9 protein-coding genes and 1 pseudogene are annotated in these 14089 nt (G+C 67.5%); 3 read left to right on the top strand and 7 right to left on the bottom strand.

The genetic code is table 11. The features are described 5' to 3' along the window. Window positions 1-92 precede the first annotated feature (92 nt). The 4 genes and pseudogenes from ACGFMK_RS40490 to ACGFMK_RS40475 form a co-directional block, all read right to left on the bottom strand. Window positions 93-1055 (bottom strand): endonuclease/exonuclease/phosphatase family protein, encoded by a 963-nt coding sequence (locus ACGFMK_RS40490; protein ID WP_392774716.1) that lies wholly within the window; start codon window positions 1053-1055, stop codon window positions 93-95. Continuing rightward, the gene (locus ACGFMK_RS40485) at window positions 1052-1975 is read right to left on the bottom strand and encodes a D-alanyl-D-alanine carboxypeptidase family protein (RefSeq protein WP_392774714.1); all 924 of its coding nucleotides are present in this window, start codon (window positions 1973-1975) and stop codon (window positions 1052-1054) included. The genes ACGFMK_RS40490 and ACGFMK_RS40485 overlap by 4 nt, the downstream gene beginning before the upstream one ends. A gap of 186 nt (window positions 1976-2161) precedes the next feature. Further along, window positions 2162-3010 (bottom strand): annotated as a pseudogene (locus ACGFMK_RS40480) (family 16 glycosylhydrolase); the annotation flags it as partial. Between the two features lie 233 nt (window positions 3011-3243). Then, window positions 3244-3489, bottom strand: coding sequence for a hypothetical protein (locus ACGFMK_RS40475; RefSeq protein WP_392774712.1), 246 nt, complete (start codon window positions 3487-3489; stop codon window positions 3244-3246). Window positions 3490-3717: 228 nt separating this feature from the next. On the opposite strand from ACGFMK_RS40475, the gene ACGFMK_RS40470 reads away from it, so the two are divergent. Both ACGFMK_RS40470 and ACGFMK_RS40465 read left to right on the top strand, forming a co-directional pair. Then, window positions 3718-5760: a phosphocholine-specific phospholipase C gene (locus tag ACGFMK_RS40470; protein ID WP_392774710.1), complete on the top strand. Its 2043-nt coding sequence runs from the start codon at window positions 3718-3720 to the stop codon at window positions 5758-5760. Between the two features lie 121 nt (window positions 5761-5881). Beyond that, the gene (locus tag ACGFMK_RS40465; protein ID WP_392774708.1) at window positions 5882-7348 is read left to right on the top strand and encodes a cellulose binding domain-containing protein; all 1467 of its coding nucleotides are present in this window, start codon (window positions 5882-5884) and stop codon (window positions 7346-7348) included. Between the two features lie 36 nt (window positions 7349-7384). On the opposite strand, the gene ACGFMK_RS40460 is transcribed toward ACGFMK_RS40465, so the two are convergent. The 3 genes from ACGFMK_RS40460 to ACGFMK_RS40450 all read right to left on the bottom strand — a co-directional run bounded on the left by ACGFMK_RS40460 (window position 7385) and on the right by ACGFMK_RS40450 (window position 13069). Further along, window positions 7385-11254, bottom strand: coding sequence for a hypothetical protein (locus ACGFMK_RS40460; protein ID WP_392774706.1), 3870 nt, complete (start codon window positions 11252-11254; stop codon window positions 7385-7387). A 211-nt stretch (window positions 11255-11465) separates the two neighbouring features. Beyond that, a complete protein-coding gene (locus tag ACGFMK_RS40455; RefSeq protein ID WP_392774704.1) occupies window positions 11466-11675 on the bottom strand; it encodes a hypothetical protein in 210 nt (69 codons plus the stop codon). Window positions 11676-12274: 599 nt separating this feature from the next. Beyond that, window positions 12275-13069, bottom strand: coding sequence for an SDR family NAD(P)-dependent oxidoreductase (locus tag ACGFMK_RS40450; RefSeq protein WP_392774702.1), 795 nt, complete (start codon window positions 13067-13069; stop codon window positions 12275-12277). Window positions 13070-13381: 312 nt separating this feature from the next. On the opposite strand from ACGFMK_RS40450, the gene ACGFMK_RS40445 reads away from it, so the two are divergent. Next, window positions 13382-14002 carry a LysE/ArgO family amino acid transporter gene (locus ACGFMK_RS40445; protein WP_392774700.1) on the top strand — a complete coding sequence of 207 codons (621 nt, stop codon included), beginning with the start codon at window positions 13382-13384 and terminating at the stop codon, window positions 14000-14002. The last annotated feature ends 87 nt before the right edge of the window (window positions 14003-14089 follow it).

Below are 14089 nucleotides of genomic sequence, written 5' to 3'. Positions count from 1 at the left end.
TTTGGGTTAAACACCCCCCGTCGGCCCGCCCCCCGCGCCGCGGGGTGGGGTGTGTAAAACTTTTTACAAAACGGTTCCCCACCCCACGACGGCTACAGGGTCAGGGTGGCGGCCACCGGGAGGTGGTCGGAGCCGGTGGCGGGGAGGGTCCAGGCCGCCGCCGGGCGGGCGCCCGTCACGAAGATCTGGTCGATCCGGGCCAGCGGCAGCGAAGCCGGCCAGCTGAAGCCGAAGCCGTCGCCCACCTCGTCCTGGGCCGACTGCATGCGGCCGGTGATCGGGGCGAGGGCGCGGTCGTCGGTGGTGCCGTTGAAGTCGCCGACCAGGACCTTGCGCGGGGCGGGGTCGGAAACGACGGCGTCGGAGAGGAGACCCAGCGCCGCGTCGCGGCCGTTCGCCGTGAAGCCCGAGTCGACGCGCACCCGCACCGACGGCAGGTGCGCCACGAACACCGCGACCGGCCCCTTTGGACTGTCCACAGTGGTCCGCAGCGCGCGGGTCCACGGCATGATCACCACCGGTTCCGTGTCGTGGATCGGGTAGGTGCTCCAGATCCCGACGGTGCCCTGCACCGAGTGGTGCGGGTACGCCGCGGCGAGCGCGTCCTCGTACTTCGGCACCTCGGACCTCTTCAGCTCCTCCAAGGCGATCACCTGCGCGCCCGACGCGGCCAGCGCCCGCGCGGTGCCCGCCGGATCCGGGTTCTCGTCGTTCACGTTGTGGGAGACGATCGTGAAGTCCCCGCCGGCGCCCCGCTTGTCGAAGACCCGGCCGCCGAAGGACACACCCCAGACGAGCGCGGGCAGCAGCAACGCCACCAGAGCCAGCGCCGAACGCCGGATCAGCGCCGCCACGAGCAGTGGAACCACGAGCAAACCGGCCCACGGCAGGAACGTCTCGAGCAGGCTGCCGGCGTTGCCCGCCCAGTTCGGCACCAGCGGGTGCGCGAGCAGCACCAGCGCCGTCAGCACGGCCAACACCGCGATGATCCGGCCGCGACGCCAAGACCCGGCACGCACGGGCGGCACCGTGATCGGTTCCGTCACCGCGGTCATCGGGTGGCCGCCGGGAGTTCCCGCTGGATCGCGGCGATGAGGGTCTCGCTGGTGGCCAGCGCGGCCTGCAGCCCGGCGGACGGGGTCCCGCCGGGGTTCTGGTGCAGCACCACCCCGAGGATCAGCGCGCCGCCCGGTGTCCGGGCGGCCCACATCAGGGCGCCGCCGGCCGCGGTCGACGAGCCCGTCTTCAAGCCGATCACCCCGGAGCGTCCCAGCAGGGTGTTCGTGTTGACGACGGCGCCGGGCACCCCGTCCACGCGAAGGCTCGGCGTGGCGACGAGCGAGCGGACGACGTCGTCCTGCATCACCTCGCGGGCGAGCCGGAGCTGGTCCTCGGCGGTGCTCGTCGTCGAATCCTCGACGCCGCTGGCGCCGGTGTAGGTCGTGCTCGACATGCCGAGGTCGGCCGCCGCGCGGTTCATCTTCGCGACGAACGCGTCCTGGCTCCCGGCGTCCCAGCGGGCGAGCAGGCGGGCGACGTTGTTCCCGGACGGGATGAGCATCAGGGCGAGCAGGTCGCGCTGGCTGATCGCGCGGCCCGCCCGGACCGGCGCGGACGACTCCTCGGCCGACGTCGACTCGTCCTGCGCCTGCTGGTCGACGGTGATCCGCGGGCCCTCGTCACCCGGGGCGAGCGGGTGGTCCTTGAGCACCACGTAGGCGGTCATCACCTTCGTGACGCTGGCGATCGGGACCGGCGTCCGCTCCCCGTGGGTGCCGAGCGAGCCCAGGCCCTGCACCTCCGCGGTGGCCTGACCGGCCGCCGGCCACGGCAGCGCCAGGTCGAGGGCGGGCCGCGCGGGCACCGCCCGACCCGCCACCGACGGCGGGAAGACGACCCAGACGGCCGCGGCGAGCGCCACCGCCCCCGCGGCGGCGAACCCGCCGGCGGCGGGTGGGAAACGAAAGCGGGCCATGGATCTCCTCCGGGTACCGGGGTGCGCCGCTCGAGCGCACACCGGTCACTCTGTCCGGGGAAGATCGCCGTCCCGTCGGGGTTGTTCGACAGGTCTGAACCAGAAGTGTCACAGCCTTGTACCAAAAGACGCGAGAGGCCCCCTGCCGCCAACCCGGCAGGGGGCCCGTCCCGCACCGCGCGCTCAGCTCACGTGGACGTAGTCCACGACGAGCTGCTGCGGGAACTGGGTGCTGCCGTCGGGGTCGCCGGGCCAGTAGCCGCCGACCGCCAGGTTGAGGATCAGGAAGAACTCGTGGTTGAACGCCCACTGGTTGCCGCCGACGTCGGCGGGCGTGCGGGTCTGGTAGACGTTCCCGTCGACGGACCAGACGATCCGGTCCGTCGACCAGTCGACCGCGTAGGTGTGGAAGTCGTCGGAGAAGTTCGGCCCGCTGTAGGGGGCGCCGATGCCCGCCGACCCGGAGTAACCGGGGCCGTGGATGGTGCCGTGCACCGTGTTCGGCTCGAACCCGACGTTCTCCATGATGTCGATCTCACCGCAGTTGGGCCAGCCGGCGCTGCCGATGTCGGTGCCGAGCATCCAGAACGCGGGCCACATGCCCTGCCCGCGCGGCAGCTTCATCCGGGCCTCGATGTGGCCGGACGACGCGGAGAACTTGCCGGAGGTGTTGAGCCGCGCCGAGGTGTACTCGCAGGGCCCGTACCAGCAATTATTCCCGCTGTTCTCCTTCTTCGCGGTGATCACGAGGTGGCCCTGGCCGTCGAGCGCCGCGTTGGCGGTGCCGTCGGTGTACCACTGCCGTTCGTGGTTGTTGACGTTGTCCCCGGTCTCGTGGCCCCACTTCGACCCGTCGACGCCGGCACCGGCCGGGCCGTCGAAGTCGTCGCTGAAGCTCGCGAGCAGGTCGGCGGGGACGGCCGAAGCGGCCTGGCTCTGCGGTGCGGCCACCAGTGCGCCGGCCACGAGCAGCGCCGCGGGCGCCACCAGCAGGCGGGCGGTCCGCCGCCATCGGGCGGAGTTCTCGGTCGACATCGTCGTCGCCCCTCTCGTTCCGCGGGCGACGGCTGGCGGCTCACCGGCACCCTATTTGTTGTGGATGGCAACAAAGTATCCACGGGCACCTGGCGAAGAACAAGGCTAACCGGTCGGACATTTTCCGACGATGACCCGATGGTCCGGACCATCGGGTACTTTCGGGCAACCGGCGCGCGTCAGCGCCGGATTCTGCGCCGGATTGTCAGCGCCGGATTGTCAGCGCCGGACCGTCAGCGCAGGATGCAGTCCAATCCGAGCCCGACGCCGGTGGCCACGTACTCGCAGATGTGCGACGCGTGGGCGACGTCGGTCTCCGTGCAGCCCAGCGGGACGCCGAGCACGTCGACCGAGCAGTAGGCGTAGAACTGGTTCGGGCTGCCCGGAACGGGGTCCGCCGAAGCCGGAGCGGCCGTGGCGACGGCCGCGGAAACGGTGAGCGCGGCTGCGGCCGCGATGACGGCGATACGGGTCCTCATGGTGCTCTCCTCCCGGAAATCCCCTGTGTGCCAGGGGTTTGTGCGGAGAAGATGCCCCGCGCGACGGCGGTTCAGCTCCAAGTCACCGGAAAGTGTCACCGGACCGCACCGCGGACCGAACAGAACATGAACTCTTGATGTTCGTTTACGTCCGAACGTAGGTAGTTCCGAACAGCTTCGATCATCTAGGCTGACGATCGCCCTGCCGTGGTCCCCCTGGAGGCTCCCGTGACGCCCGAACGTTCCGGACTCACCCGCCGCAGTTTCCTCGGCGGGGTCGCCGCCGCCGGCGCCCTCGGCGCCCTGCCGCCCGGGATGGCCGAGGCCCTCGCCGAACCGCGGGCGAGCGGCAGCCTCGCCGACGTCGAGCACGTCGTGGTCCTGATGCAGGAGAACCGCTCGTTCGACCACTACTACGGCACCATGAAGGGCGTCCGCGGCTTCGGCGACCGGTCGGCGATCGTGCAGCCGAACGGTCAGGACGTCTTCCACCAGCCCGATTCCGGCCGCGGTGACGGCAAGTACCTGCTGCCGTTCCGCGTCGACACGTCCCAGGTGGACGGTCAGGACCTCGGCGACCTCGGCCACGGCTGGGCCGATCAGCACCAGGCCATCGCCGGCGGCGCGAACAACGCGTGGGTGCCCGCCAAGGGCGAGATGACCATGGGCTACTTCGGCCAGGGCGACATCCCGTTCCACCGGGCGCTCGCCGACGCGTTCACCCTGTGCGACCACTACCACTGCTCGGTGCAGGGCCCGACCACGCCCAACCGGCTCTACCTGTTCACCGGCACGATCGACGCCGACGGCAAGGCGGGTGGCCCGGCGAACTACAACCCGGCCGACTACAAGCCGGTGTTCAGCTGGACGACCTACCCGGAACGCCTGCAGCAGCACGGGGTTTCGTGGAAGGTGTACGCCAACAAGGAGGTCGGCGACGCGGGCGGCTCGTTCGTCGGCGACTACGGCGACAACCCGCTCTGGCTGTTCAAGGCCTACCACCAGGACTACGCGAGCGACCTGTCGAAGCGCGCCAGCGTCTTCAAGACCTGGGGCCCGGATTCGGGCCAGGGCAAGGACGTCCACCACGTGCTGAGCGAGTTCACCGCCGACTGCGCGAGCGGCTCGCTCCCGCGCGTGTCGTGGATCGTGGCGCCCTACGGTTACTGCGAGCACCCCGAAGCGCGGCCGGTCGACGGCGCGGCGTACACCCAGACCGTGCTGAACGCCTTGTGGGCCAACCCGAAGCTCTGGGAGTCCACTGTGGTCCTCATCAACTACGACGAGAACGACGGCTTCTTCGACCACGTCGCGCCGCCGATCGCGCCGTCCGGCACCGCGGGCGAGTACATCGGCGGCAAGCCGATCGGGCTCGGCGCCCGGGTGCCGATGACCGTGATCTCGCCGTGGAGCCGCGGCGGCTGGGTCAGCTCCGAGGTCACCGACCACACGTCGGTGATCCGGTTCCTGGAGCGCTGGACCGGCGTCGCCGAGCCGAACATCAGCGCGTGGCGCCGCGCGCTCTGCGGCGACCTGATGAGCTGCTTCGACTTCGGCACCTCCGACGTCCGGATCCCGCTCCTGCCGGACACGGCGGCACTGCGCAAGCAGGCCGACGACACCCAGCGCAAGCTGCCGAAGCCCGCGCCGCCGGCCACCGGGAAGCAGCAGGTCCCGGTGCAGGAAGCCGGCACCCGCCCGGCCCGCGGACTCCCCTACCAGCCGCTCGTGACGACGTCGCTGAGCGCCGACCACCAGATCCTGACCACGACGTTCGCCAACCAGGGCACCGCGGCCGTCCAGCTGACCGCGTACCGCAACGACGGGCAGACCGACGGTCCGTGGGGCTACGACGTCGCCGCCGGCGCGCAGGTCAGCGACACGTGGCGGATCCAGGCCTACGGTGGCGGCAAGTACGGCGTCGCGGTGCACGGCCCGAACCGGTTCCGCTGGGTCTTCGCCGGGGACGCGAACAGCGCGGGCGCGGGCGTCGACGTCACCGCGGGCTACACCACCGACCACAAGCTGCGGCTGACCCTGCGCAACGGCGGCACGACGGCCGTCAAGGTCACGGTGACCGCGAACCACTACCGCACCGACGGGCCCTGGACGTACGCGCTGGCCGCGGGCCAGACCGTGACGGACGACTGGAACGCCGTCACCTACGGGTCCGGCTGGTACGACCTGTCCGCGACGCTCGACGCCGACCCGAAGTTCCTGCGCCGGTTCAGCGGGCACATCGAGACGGGCTCGCCGAGCGTCACGGGCTGATCTTTCACATACGTGACAAGCGTTCAGTTTGTTGACGCACGTCACATCCGTGACCTATAAAGGGCGAGTCCGGGTGTCCGCCGCAACACCTTCGCTGTAACTCCTCTTCCGGAGGTCACGGGTGTTCCGACGAAGTCCGCTCCGCCGTGCCGCTTTCCTGAGCGGTGCCACCGTTTCGGCCGCCGCCGTCGCCGTCGCGCTGACCGGCGGCGGCCCCGCGCAGGCCGCCGCGGCGAACCTGTCCACCACCTTCGCGCAGACCTCCGTCTGGAACGGGGGTTACGGCGCCGGGTACACCATCGCGAACCGCGGTGACGCCGCCTCGACCGGCTGGACGGTCGAGTTCGACCTGCCCGCCGGGACGTCGGTGAGCAGCTCGTGGAGCTCGGTGAAGACGCAGACCGGGCAGCACTACAAGTTCACCAACGCCGGCTTCAACGGCGTGATCAAGCCGGGCGCCACCGCGGACTTCGGGTTCAACGTCAGCGGCGCCGGGCTGCCCGCGGGCTGCACCGTCAACGGCGCGGCGTGCGCGGGCGGCGGTCCCGTGACGACCACCCCGACGACCACCACCACTCCCCCGCCGGCCACCACCACGACGCCTCCGCCCAGTGGCGACACCGTGAACGTCTCGACGGCCGCCCAGCTGCAGGCGGCCCTGGCGAACGCGGCGCCGGGCCAGGCGATCAAGCTCGCGGCGGGCACCTACCGCGGCTCGTTCGTCACCACCAAGGCCGGGACGTCGGCGAAGCCGATCACGCTTTCGGGGCCGTCGAACGCGATCCTGATCAACGACGGGCCGTCCGGGGACGCGCCGGACTGCCCGGTGCCGACCGCGGGCTGGGACTCCGGGTACGGCCTCTGGCTGTCGAGTGCGCCGTACTGGACCCTGAGCGGCTTCACCGTGCAGGAGTCCAAGAAGGGCATCGTGGTCGACAACTCGCCGCACACGGTCATCGACGGGGTGACCGTCAACCACGTCGACGAGGAGGCGGTGCACTTCCGGCGCTCGTCGGCCGACAGCGTCCTGAAGAACTCGACGATCACCTACACGGGCCTGGTGCAGCCGGGCTACGGCGAGGGCGTCTACCTGGGCTCGGCGAACTCGAACTGGGCCTGCCACGGCAACTCCGGCGGCGTCGACCGCGGCGACCGGATCCAGGTGCTGGACAACCACATCGGCCCGTTCATCGCGGCCGAGCCGATCGACGTGAAGGAAGGTACGACGGGCGGCCTGATCCGCGGCAACACCTTCGACGGCCGCGGCATCTCCGGCGAGAACTCGGCCGACTCCTGGATCGACGTCAAGGGCATCGGCTACACGATCGAGAACAACACGGGCACGTTCGCCCCACCGGGGGTCTTCGCGAACGGCTACGAGAACCACAACACGAGCACGTCACCGTCGTTCGACAACGGCTGCGGCAACGTCTGGCGCGGCAACAAGTCCGACCTGGGCGGCGTGGGCGCCTACGCGATCAAGATCAGCTCGGTGTCGAAGTGCGCGGCCAACCCGAACGTGGTGTACGCGTCGAACACGGTCACGAACGCGACGTCCGGGCTGACGAACATCCCGGTCACGCCCTGATTCCGGGCCGTCGCCGGGGTCACGCCCGGCGACGGCTCAGGCCAGGTCGTCCCAGCTCCACGGCTCGGCAGGGGTACCATCCGGCTCCCGCCCAAACCGGAAGCGCCGAGCATGGTCACCCACGCGGAGAAAGTCTCCGAACTGTCCAGCAGCCGGAAGTTCGTCTACCGCCGTCACAACTTCGGCAACGTCCATAGGAGTCAAAGCAGCAAGATCCGCCGGATTCCATTCCTCGTTGCACACATACGCTGCTTTTAAGCGCGTCTCCAGAGTATCGGCCTGGTCGTCAGCTCCGACGGCGCGGAGAACTTCGAGCAATCTGGTCGATGTATCAGTATTATCGATCCGAGCAAATGCTGCCAGTCGATCAGCAAGGATCGTGACCTGATTGTCAATGCCAAGTTCGTGAAGCTTCTTGAGCAGAAAATCGGCGCTCACATACCTGCCAAGCACTATATTTCGAGCTGGGTCGCGGGCAACCAGTGCAGCGACAGCTCCGACAGCACCCACCTTGGTCATTTGATCAAGGAGCATACCCAGGCCATGCGAACTCCGGATGACAACCTCCGATCCTGCCCGCGCAGCAAGTGCCTCGACTTGACCATTGGCACCAAGAGACTGAAGAGTCTGCAGTAAATTTGCAATGCCAAAAGGATTCGCCATCCCGACATGACCAGCAGGATCTCGCGAAATGAGGGCCACAATCTGTTCCTCAGCTCCAACGGCACGCAGGGTCGACAACACCTCGTAGACCTCGGAAGGGTCAGAGAGATCGACCTCAGAGGCGTTCCACCGCTGCAGAACCGCTGCATACTCCTCTTCCGCGCCCACATCAAACAGCGCTTTTAACAACCTCAAGCGCTCGATTCCCGCCCTCGCGTCGTCAAGTTCAGCAAGCACCCGATGCGCCAGCAGGCTGACCTGTCGCTCTTGTCCCAAACCTCGCAATACCTTAAACAAACTATCGATACCGTAGGCACCACCCGCCACGGCTGCACCCGCCGCAGGATCCCTTGCAAGCAGGATAGATATCTGTTCCTCTAATCCTAATTCATCGAATGATTTCAGCAGGACACTGATACGAGCCGAGTTCCACAAAGGCACACCGGCAGCTGCCCGGGTAGCCAAGACTTCAATCTCGTCGCCGTATCCCAAATCGTGCAAGGTTTTCAATAGCCCCGCCACGGCCGAAGGGTCATCGAGGAGAACGGAATCTCCAAGTCGACGCCCCCAACTTCCGTCAAGTTTCCTGGCAACGCCAACAGCATTGAACGACTCCAGGATGTAGGACAACGCCCCAGGGTCAACCGGAGGACTATCACTCACGATTCGAGTGGCCAGTTTGACGGCCTGATCACGCGCTCCAAGCAGGTATAGCCGCCTCATTAGGCCACCACCACTAAACCAACCCGTTAGTTTCGAACTTGAAATAAAATCTCGACCCAGTAGAACGCGAACCGCATCATGGGCACGAATTTCAAGCAAGATATCCAACAGATATCGTACTTGAGAAACGTTGGGCAGTGGAATCTCAGCGGCTGCACGCTCTGCCAGCACCGCCGCCTGCTCACGAGCACCTAGCGCAAACAGCTCCGACAACAACGAGCCAACACTAATCGAGCGATCCAAGGAAGCATGAGATCCAGGATCGCGCGCTAAAAGGGCAGTCAATTGCCGTCCCTCTCCCACAGCAGGCAACTTCTGCAATAGTTGAGCAACTGCCAACCCATCGCTGATGGGCACACCGCCTGCTGCACGCGAAGCAAGCACAGCAACTTCTTCGCGTGCACCCAACCCATATAGTACAACCATCAGCTTGTCCGCGCCCGTGGATAGATCTACAACGACATGAGCAGCCGGCCGGCGCCCCAACAGGACGGCGACCTCGCCGGCGCAGCCTGCCTGGTCCAGTTTTTCCAATAGGTTGGCCACAGCGTAAGCCTGCAACAACGGTGACTCAGCTGCGGCACGCGCCGCCAACTTGGAAACCTGATCGTCTGCCTCAAGCTTATGAAGAAGGGTGATCAGGTCGCCTGCACCACTGTAAGAATTTCCGACGGCCACACGAGAGGCCGGATCACGCGACAACAGCAATTCGATTTGCCTGGTTGCACCTATGTCAAGAAGTACCTCCAGGAGGGATCTAACATCGCCAGCGTTGTCCATACTCACAAACGATGCTGGGTCTCGCTCCAGAAATGACTCGACCTGAGAACTTGTACCCACCTGAATGAGCTTCTTCAAGAAGTGTCCGAGTCCCCTGCTGTCTTGCAACGGCAAACTTGCGGCCGCCTTAGAAGCGAGGGTGCATAAGCTACCTTCAGCACCGATCGCATGCAGTTTTTCTAGTAGTGTGGCGAGACCGAAGGGAGACTCAAGAGCCACTTGGGACACCGCCCACTCCGCGACTCGAAAATCTTCGGGATAGATGTCCTGAAATTGCCCGACGAGCTGGCTTGCAGCGAAAGCGCCACCAAGACTCGCCGCCCTTTTGTTGAGCTCGGCGGCATCGCGGAACAAGCCGCGGTTCCACGCAGACATGGCAAGAGACGTCAAGCTTCCTGGCTTCGCCCACGCCACAGCCGCGGTCCAGAAACCGATGGGCGGTACCAGGTCTGCACGATGGACACGACTGTGCTGATCGAGATAGTCAGCCAGCCGATACAGGGGTTCCGCGGATTCGGACTGGCGGGTACTCCTCTTACGCCGCTCTCGCCCGTTCGCGCGCATCGGGATGCGGGCAACTGGACCGGAGGCGCCCTTGCATGGGGCTGAGATATCGGCAAGCGCCTGGTCCTGCCAGTTGTCTTCTAGCTGGCTGAGCTGTGTATCCGTTAGGTAGGCCTCCGCCGCGTTTTCCAACAGTTCACGGGGAAGGGCGTTGTGGTGCCCCATACGGACAGCATCCATCGCGACCTGAATGAACGCTTTTGCCGCAGGACCTGCTGTGTAGAACCGCTCGAGCAGAGCCGGCCCTCCAGCGAGGCATTGGGTGATCTGACCATCGTCTGCGTGCTCGGCCGCCCAGGCGAGCCGAGCGTCCGCTGACGTAGATTCCTTCAGTTCCGCCAACTCGTTGCCGCTGAACGCTTCGGGCACCTCGACTATCGTTCCGTCCAGCACGAGTCGCACTTGCGAGGCGGCGTCACCAGTGAGCTCAGCGTGGTATTCAGGCCAGAGGGTGCCGAGCACCAGCACGGGTGCCCGGCCTGTGTCGGCAAGGAGGGTCCGCACCTTTGCTGCAACTCGTTCGCCGTGGTCACCCTTCAAATACTCCTGGGTCTCGTTGAGCCATACCACCGTCCTTGGCCCGAACTGGTCCAGGGCTTCCAGCGCGGCCTCGGGACGTGTCGGGTCGTAGGGGTGCCATAGCCGCCACCCACCAGCTGCTCGCAGTTGCCCCAGCGCCTCCCAGCAGGTTCGCGTCTTACCCGCCGACGATCCGGCGACGAGGACGGCCATCGCGCTCTTGCCGTCCGCTGCTCGAGCCACGATCTCGTCGAGCCGATCGTCGTGCGGGCGCCGAACGTAACGCGGCAGGTCGGGTAGGCCGTCCGCACCATCAAGGACGATCGGGCGATGGACCTCGAGCACAAATGGATCTGTGACCTCCGTGAGCGGCTTTCCGATCGGCGCGGCCATCCATGCCGCCTGCCAGAGGCCTCGCGCCGTCTCGGCCGCGTGTGCCGTATCCATCGCTGTCGCCCGTGCCAACACCACGACGACGGCCACGACGCCTGCCTGAGACGGCGGGACCTTCGTATCGCCGATAATGCGTCCGACAGTCGCACGATCAGGCGCCCCGGCCAGATCGTCGTCCGCCGCGATCCATGCCTCCAGCATGTCAAGCGTCGGCGCATCGGCGCGCAGATAGAGTCCATAGACGAAGTCCTTGAGCGCACGCAACGGTCCCGGCGGCACCTGAGGTCTGCTGATCGGCCTGCGCCGCCGTCTCGGATCGCTCGCGTCGTTACCCATCGCCGCCCATTGTCACCCGGCTACCCACTACCAGGTGCATTCAGACACCATGTCAACCTGGCAGTCGTATCGAGAACGCGCGCTGTCACAGGTGTCGACCTGACCTTCACCCATACAGTCGATAGTCGGCCAGCTCAGCTCACAGGACACCCAGTTCGTGGAGGTTCCGCACGAGGGAGAGCAGTCCGCTGGTTCCGCCGGCGCCGATGGCGACGGTCATGACGAGCTTGAGCACCTTGTACGCGTCGGCTCGATGTACAGCGTCACGTACGAAGAGGGCTACATAGCCCGCGCTGCCCAGGAGGGCGAGAAACAAAGCAGCGATGCAAGCGATGATCCAGGTCAGCAACAGAACCCCTCAGCCGGATGGATGGTGCGCCAGTTGGCCTGGATCCAGCTTCGGGTCGCGCAAAAGGGCATTACTCAGCTGCGACGAAGATGTCGCATACTCGGGCGTCCGTGCAGGTCAGCTCGTTCCAGCTGCACTCGACATGACGGCAGATGCGACGAGTTGCGACGAAAGCGGCGCGGTCAGAGGTGCATGGCGAGCCAGAGCGCTATCCAGGCGGCGGCCGCGAAGGCCGCGCCCATCACCGCTCCGAAGAGCACCCGCCGTACGGCCACCGGTGTCCTGGTCTGCTCCATGCAGATGATCATGAACCACGCGGCCGGATCGCGACAGGCGGCGCGCTCGACCGGGCGACCCCCGCGCGGGGTACCCCGGCGACGTACGTCACTCCACGGGGCGGAACACCACGCGGCCCAGGGCGTTGTACGGTGTGTCGGTACGGCGGTGCCCCCGGGCCTCACCCCTTGCCTTCACGGAATACCGGTCACGCTGGAGCCGTGTTGTGCCACTCGCCGCGAGGCGGACCCCGTACCGGCCCCAAACTCTCGTCCTCACCCGGGGTTCCCCCGTGCTTCCGGGTGGGGACGGGACTCAAGCCTTCACGGCACGATCGAGTCGACGTACCCGCCGTCGACGCGGACGGCCGCGCCGGTGGTCGCCGAGGCGAACGTCGAACTCAGGTACACCACCAGGTTCGCGATCTCCTCCGGCTCGATCAGGCGCTGCAGCAACGACTGCGGACGGTGCTTCTTCATGAATTCGCGCTGGGCCTCGTCCCACGGCAGGTCCTTGTCGACCAGCTCGTAGACGAAGTCCTCGACACCGCCGGTGTGCGTCGGGCCGGCGATCACGGAGTTGACCGTGACGCCGGTGCCGGCCGCGTGCTTGGCGAACCCGCGGGAGACGCCGAGCAGCGCCGTCTTCGACACTCCATAGTGGATCATCTCGGCGGGGATCACGATCGCGGAGTCGCTGGCGATGTACTGGATCCGGCCCCAGCCACGCTCCACCATGCCCGGCAGGTAGGCGCGGGTGAGCCGCACCGCGGCGAGGACGTTGACCTCGAAGTAGCGCCGCCAGTCCGCGTCGGTGATGTCGAGGGGCTCCTGGGCGCCGAAGATGCCGAGGTTGTTGACGAGGATGTCGGCGTCCGGCACGGCCTCGACGACCTTCGCCGCGCCGGCCTCGTCCGAGACGTCCCCCGCGGCGGCGACCAGGTCCGCGTCCGGCAGTTCCTGCTTGAGCCGCACGATGGCCCCCTGCACGCTGTCGCCGCTCCGGCCGTTGACCGCCACGCGCGCGCCCGCGGCGGCGAGCCCCCTGGCGATCGCCGACCCGATGCCCTGGGTGGACCCGGTGACCAGCGCCGTCTTCCCACTGAGGTCGACCCGCATTCGTGAAAGCCCTTTCTCGCGCCGACGTCCGTCCGGCCGATTGAAGCACAGCTCAGGATCGCCCACCGGCTGGCGGCGACCCGACGCCCGGAGCGGCCGACACGCCCACACTCCCCGCGTGTTGGCCGCTCCCGGCAGCGTGCTGGCCGTTGCGGGCGGCAGCGGCGAAATGTGGTTGCCCCGTGTTCCGGTGGGCGGCACCATCTGCGCCATGACCACGCACCGCACCCCGCTCCTGCCGACCGTCGCCGCGACCACCGCGCCGGTCCGGCAGCAGCCGTGCCGTCCGCGGAGGTCCGAACTGCTCGCGTCGTGACCGGCGCGCTGGTCGCCGGCCTGCTCGCCGGGTACGGCATCGCGATCCCCGTCGGCGCCGTGGCGACCTACCTCGTCGCGCTCACCGCCCGGACGTCGCTCAAGACCGGCCTCGCCGCCTCGCTCGGGGTCGCGACCGCCGACGGGGTGTACGCGCTGGTGGCGGTACTCGGCGGCGCCGCGATCGCGGGCGTGATCACGCCGGTCGCCGGGCCGCTGCGGCTGCTTTCGGCGGCGATCCTGATCGTGCTGGCCGTCCGCGGCGCGGTACAGGCCCTCCGTAAAACGACGACCAGGCCGGTGACCGAGATCGGCGCCGGGCGCGCGTATCTCAGCCTGCTCGGCATCACGCTGGTCAACCCGACCACGGTCGTCTACTTCACCGCACTCGTCGTCGGCGACCGGGCGGCCACCGCCGTGCCGGTGCTCGACCAGGCCGTGTTCGTGCTCGCCGCGTTCACCGCGTCGGCGAGCTGGCAGGCGCTGCTCGCCGGGGGCGGGGCGCTGCTCGGGCGGGTACTGACCGGTCCGCGCGGGCGGCTCGTGACGGCCCTCGTCTCGAGTGCGGTGATCACCGCGCTCGCCGTCCGGCTTGTGGCGCAAACCGTTGCCCTGTAACGGTTTGCCCGGTTCGTACGGTCCGCATGAGACGCACGGCGGAAGAAGGTCCGGCGCCGGTTTCCCGGTTAGTCTTCGAACAGACCG

The sequence above is a fragment of the Amycolatopsis sp. NPDC049252 genome (genome assembly GCF_043197175.1).
GTDB lineage: Bacteria > Actinomycetota > Actinomycetes > Mycobacteriales > Pseudonocardiaceae > Amycolatopsis.
This window is presented reverse-complemented; position numbering and strand designations above follow the sequence as displayed.

What these genes read in the sequence shown, in the direction of transcription:
- ACGFMK_RS40490 (WP_392774716.1), bottom strand. Translation starts at nt 1,055, where the DNA reads ATGACCGCGGTGACGGAACCGATCACGGTGCCGCCCGTGCGTGCCGGG.
- ACGFMK_RS40485 (WP_392774714.1), bottom strand. Translation starts at nt 1,975, where the DNA reads ATGGCCCGCTTTCGTTTCCCACCCGCCGCCGGCGGGTTCGCCGCCGCG.
- ACGFMK_RS40475 (WP_392774712.1), bottom strand. Translation starts at nt 3,489, where the DNA reads ATGAGGACCCGTATCGCCGTCATCGCGGCCGCAGCCGCGCTCACCGTT.
- ACGFMK_RS40450 (WP_392774702.1), bottom strand. Translation starts at nt 13,069, where the DNA reads ATGCGGGTCGACCTCAGTGGGAAGACGGCGCTGGTCACCGGGTCCACC.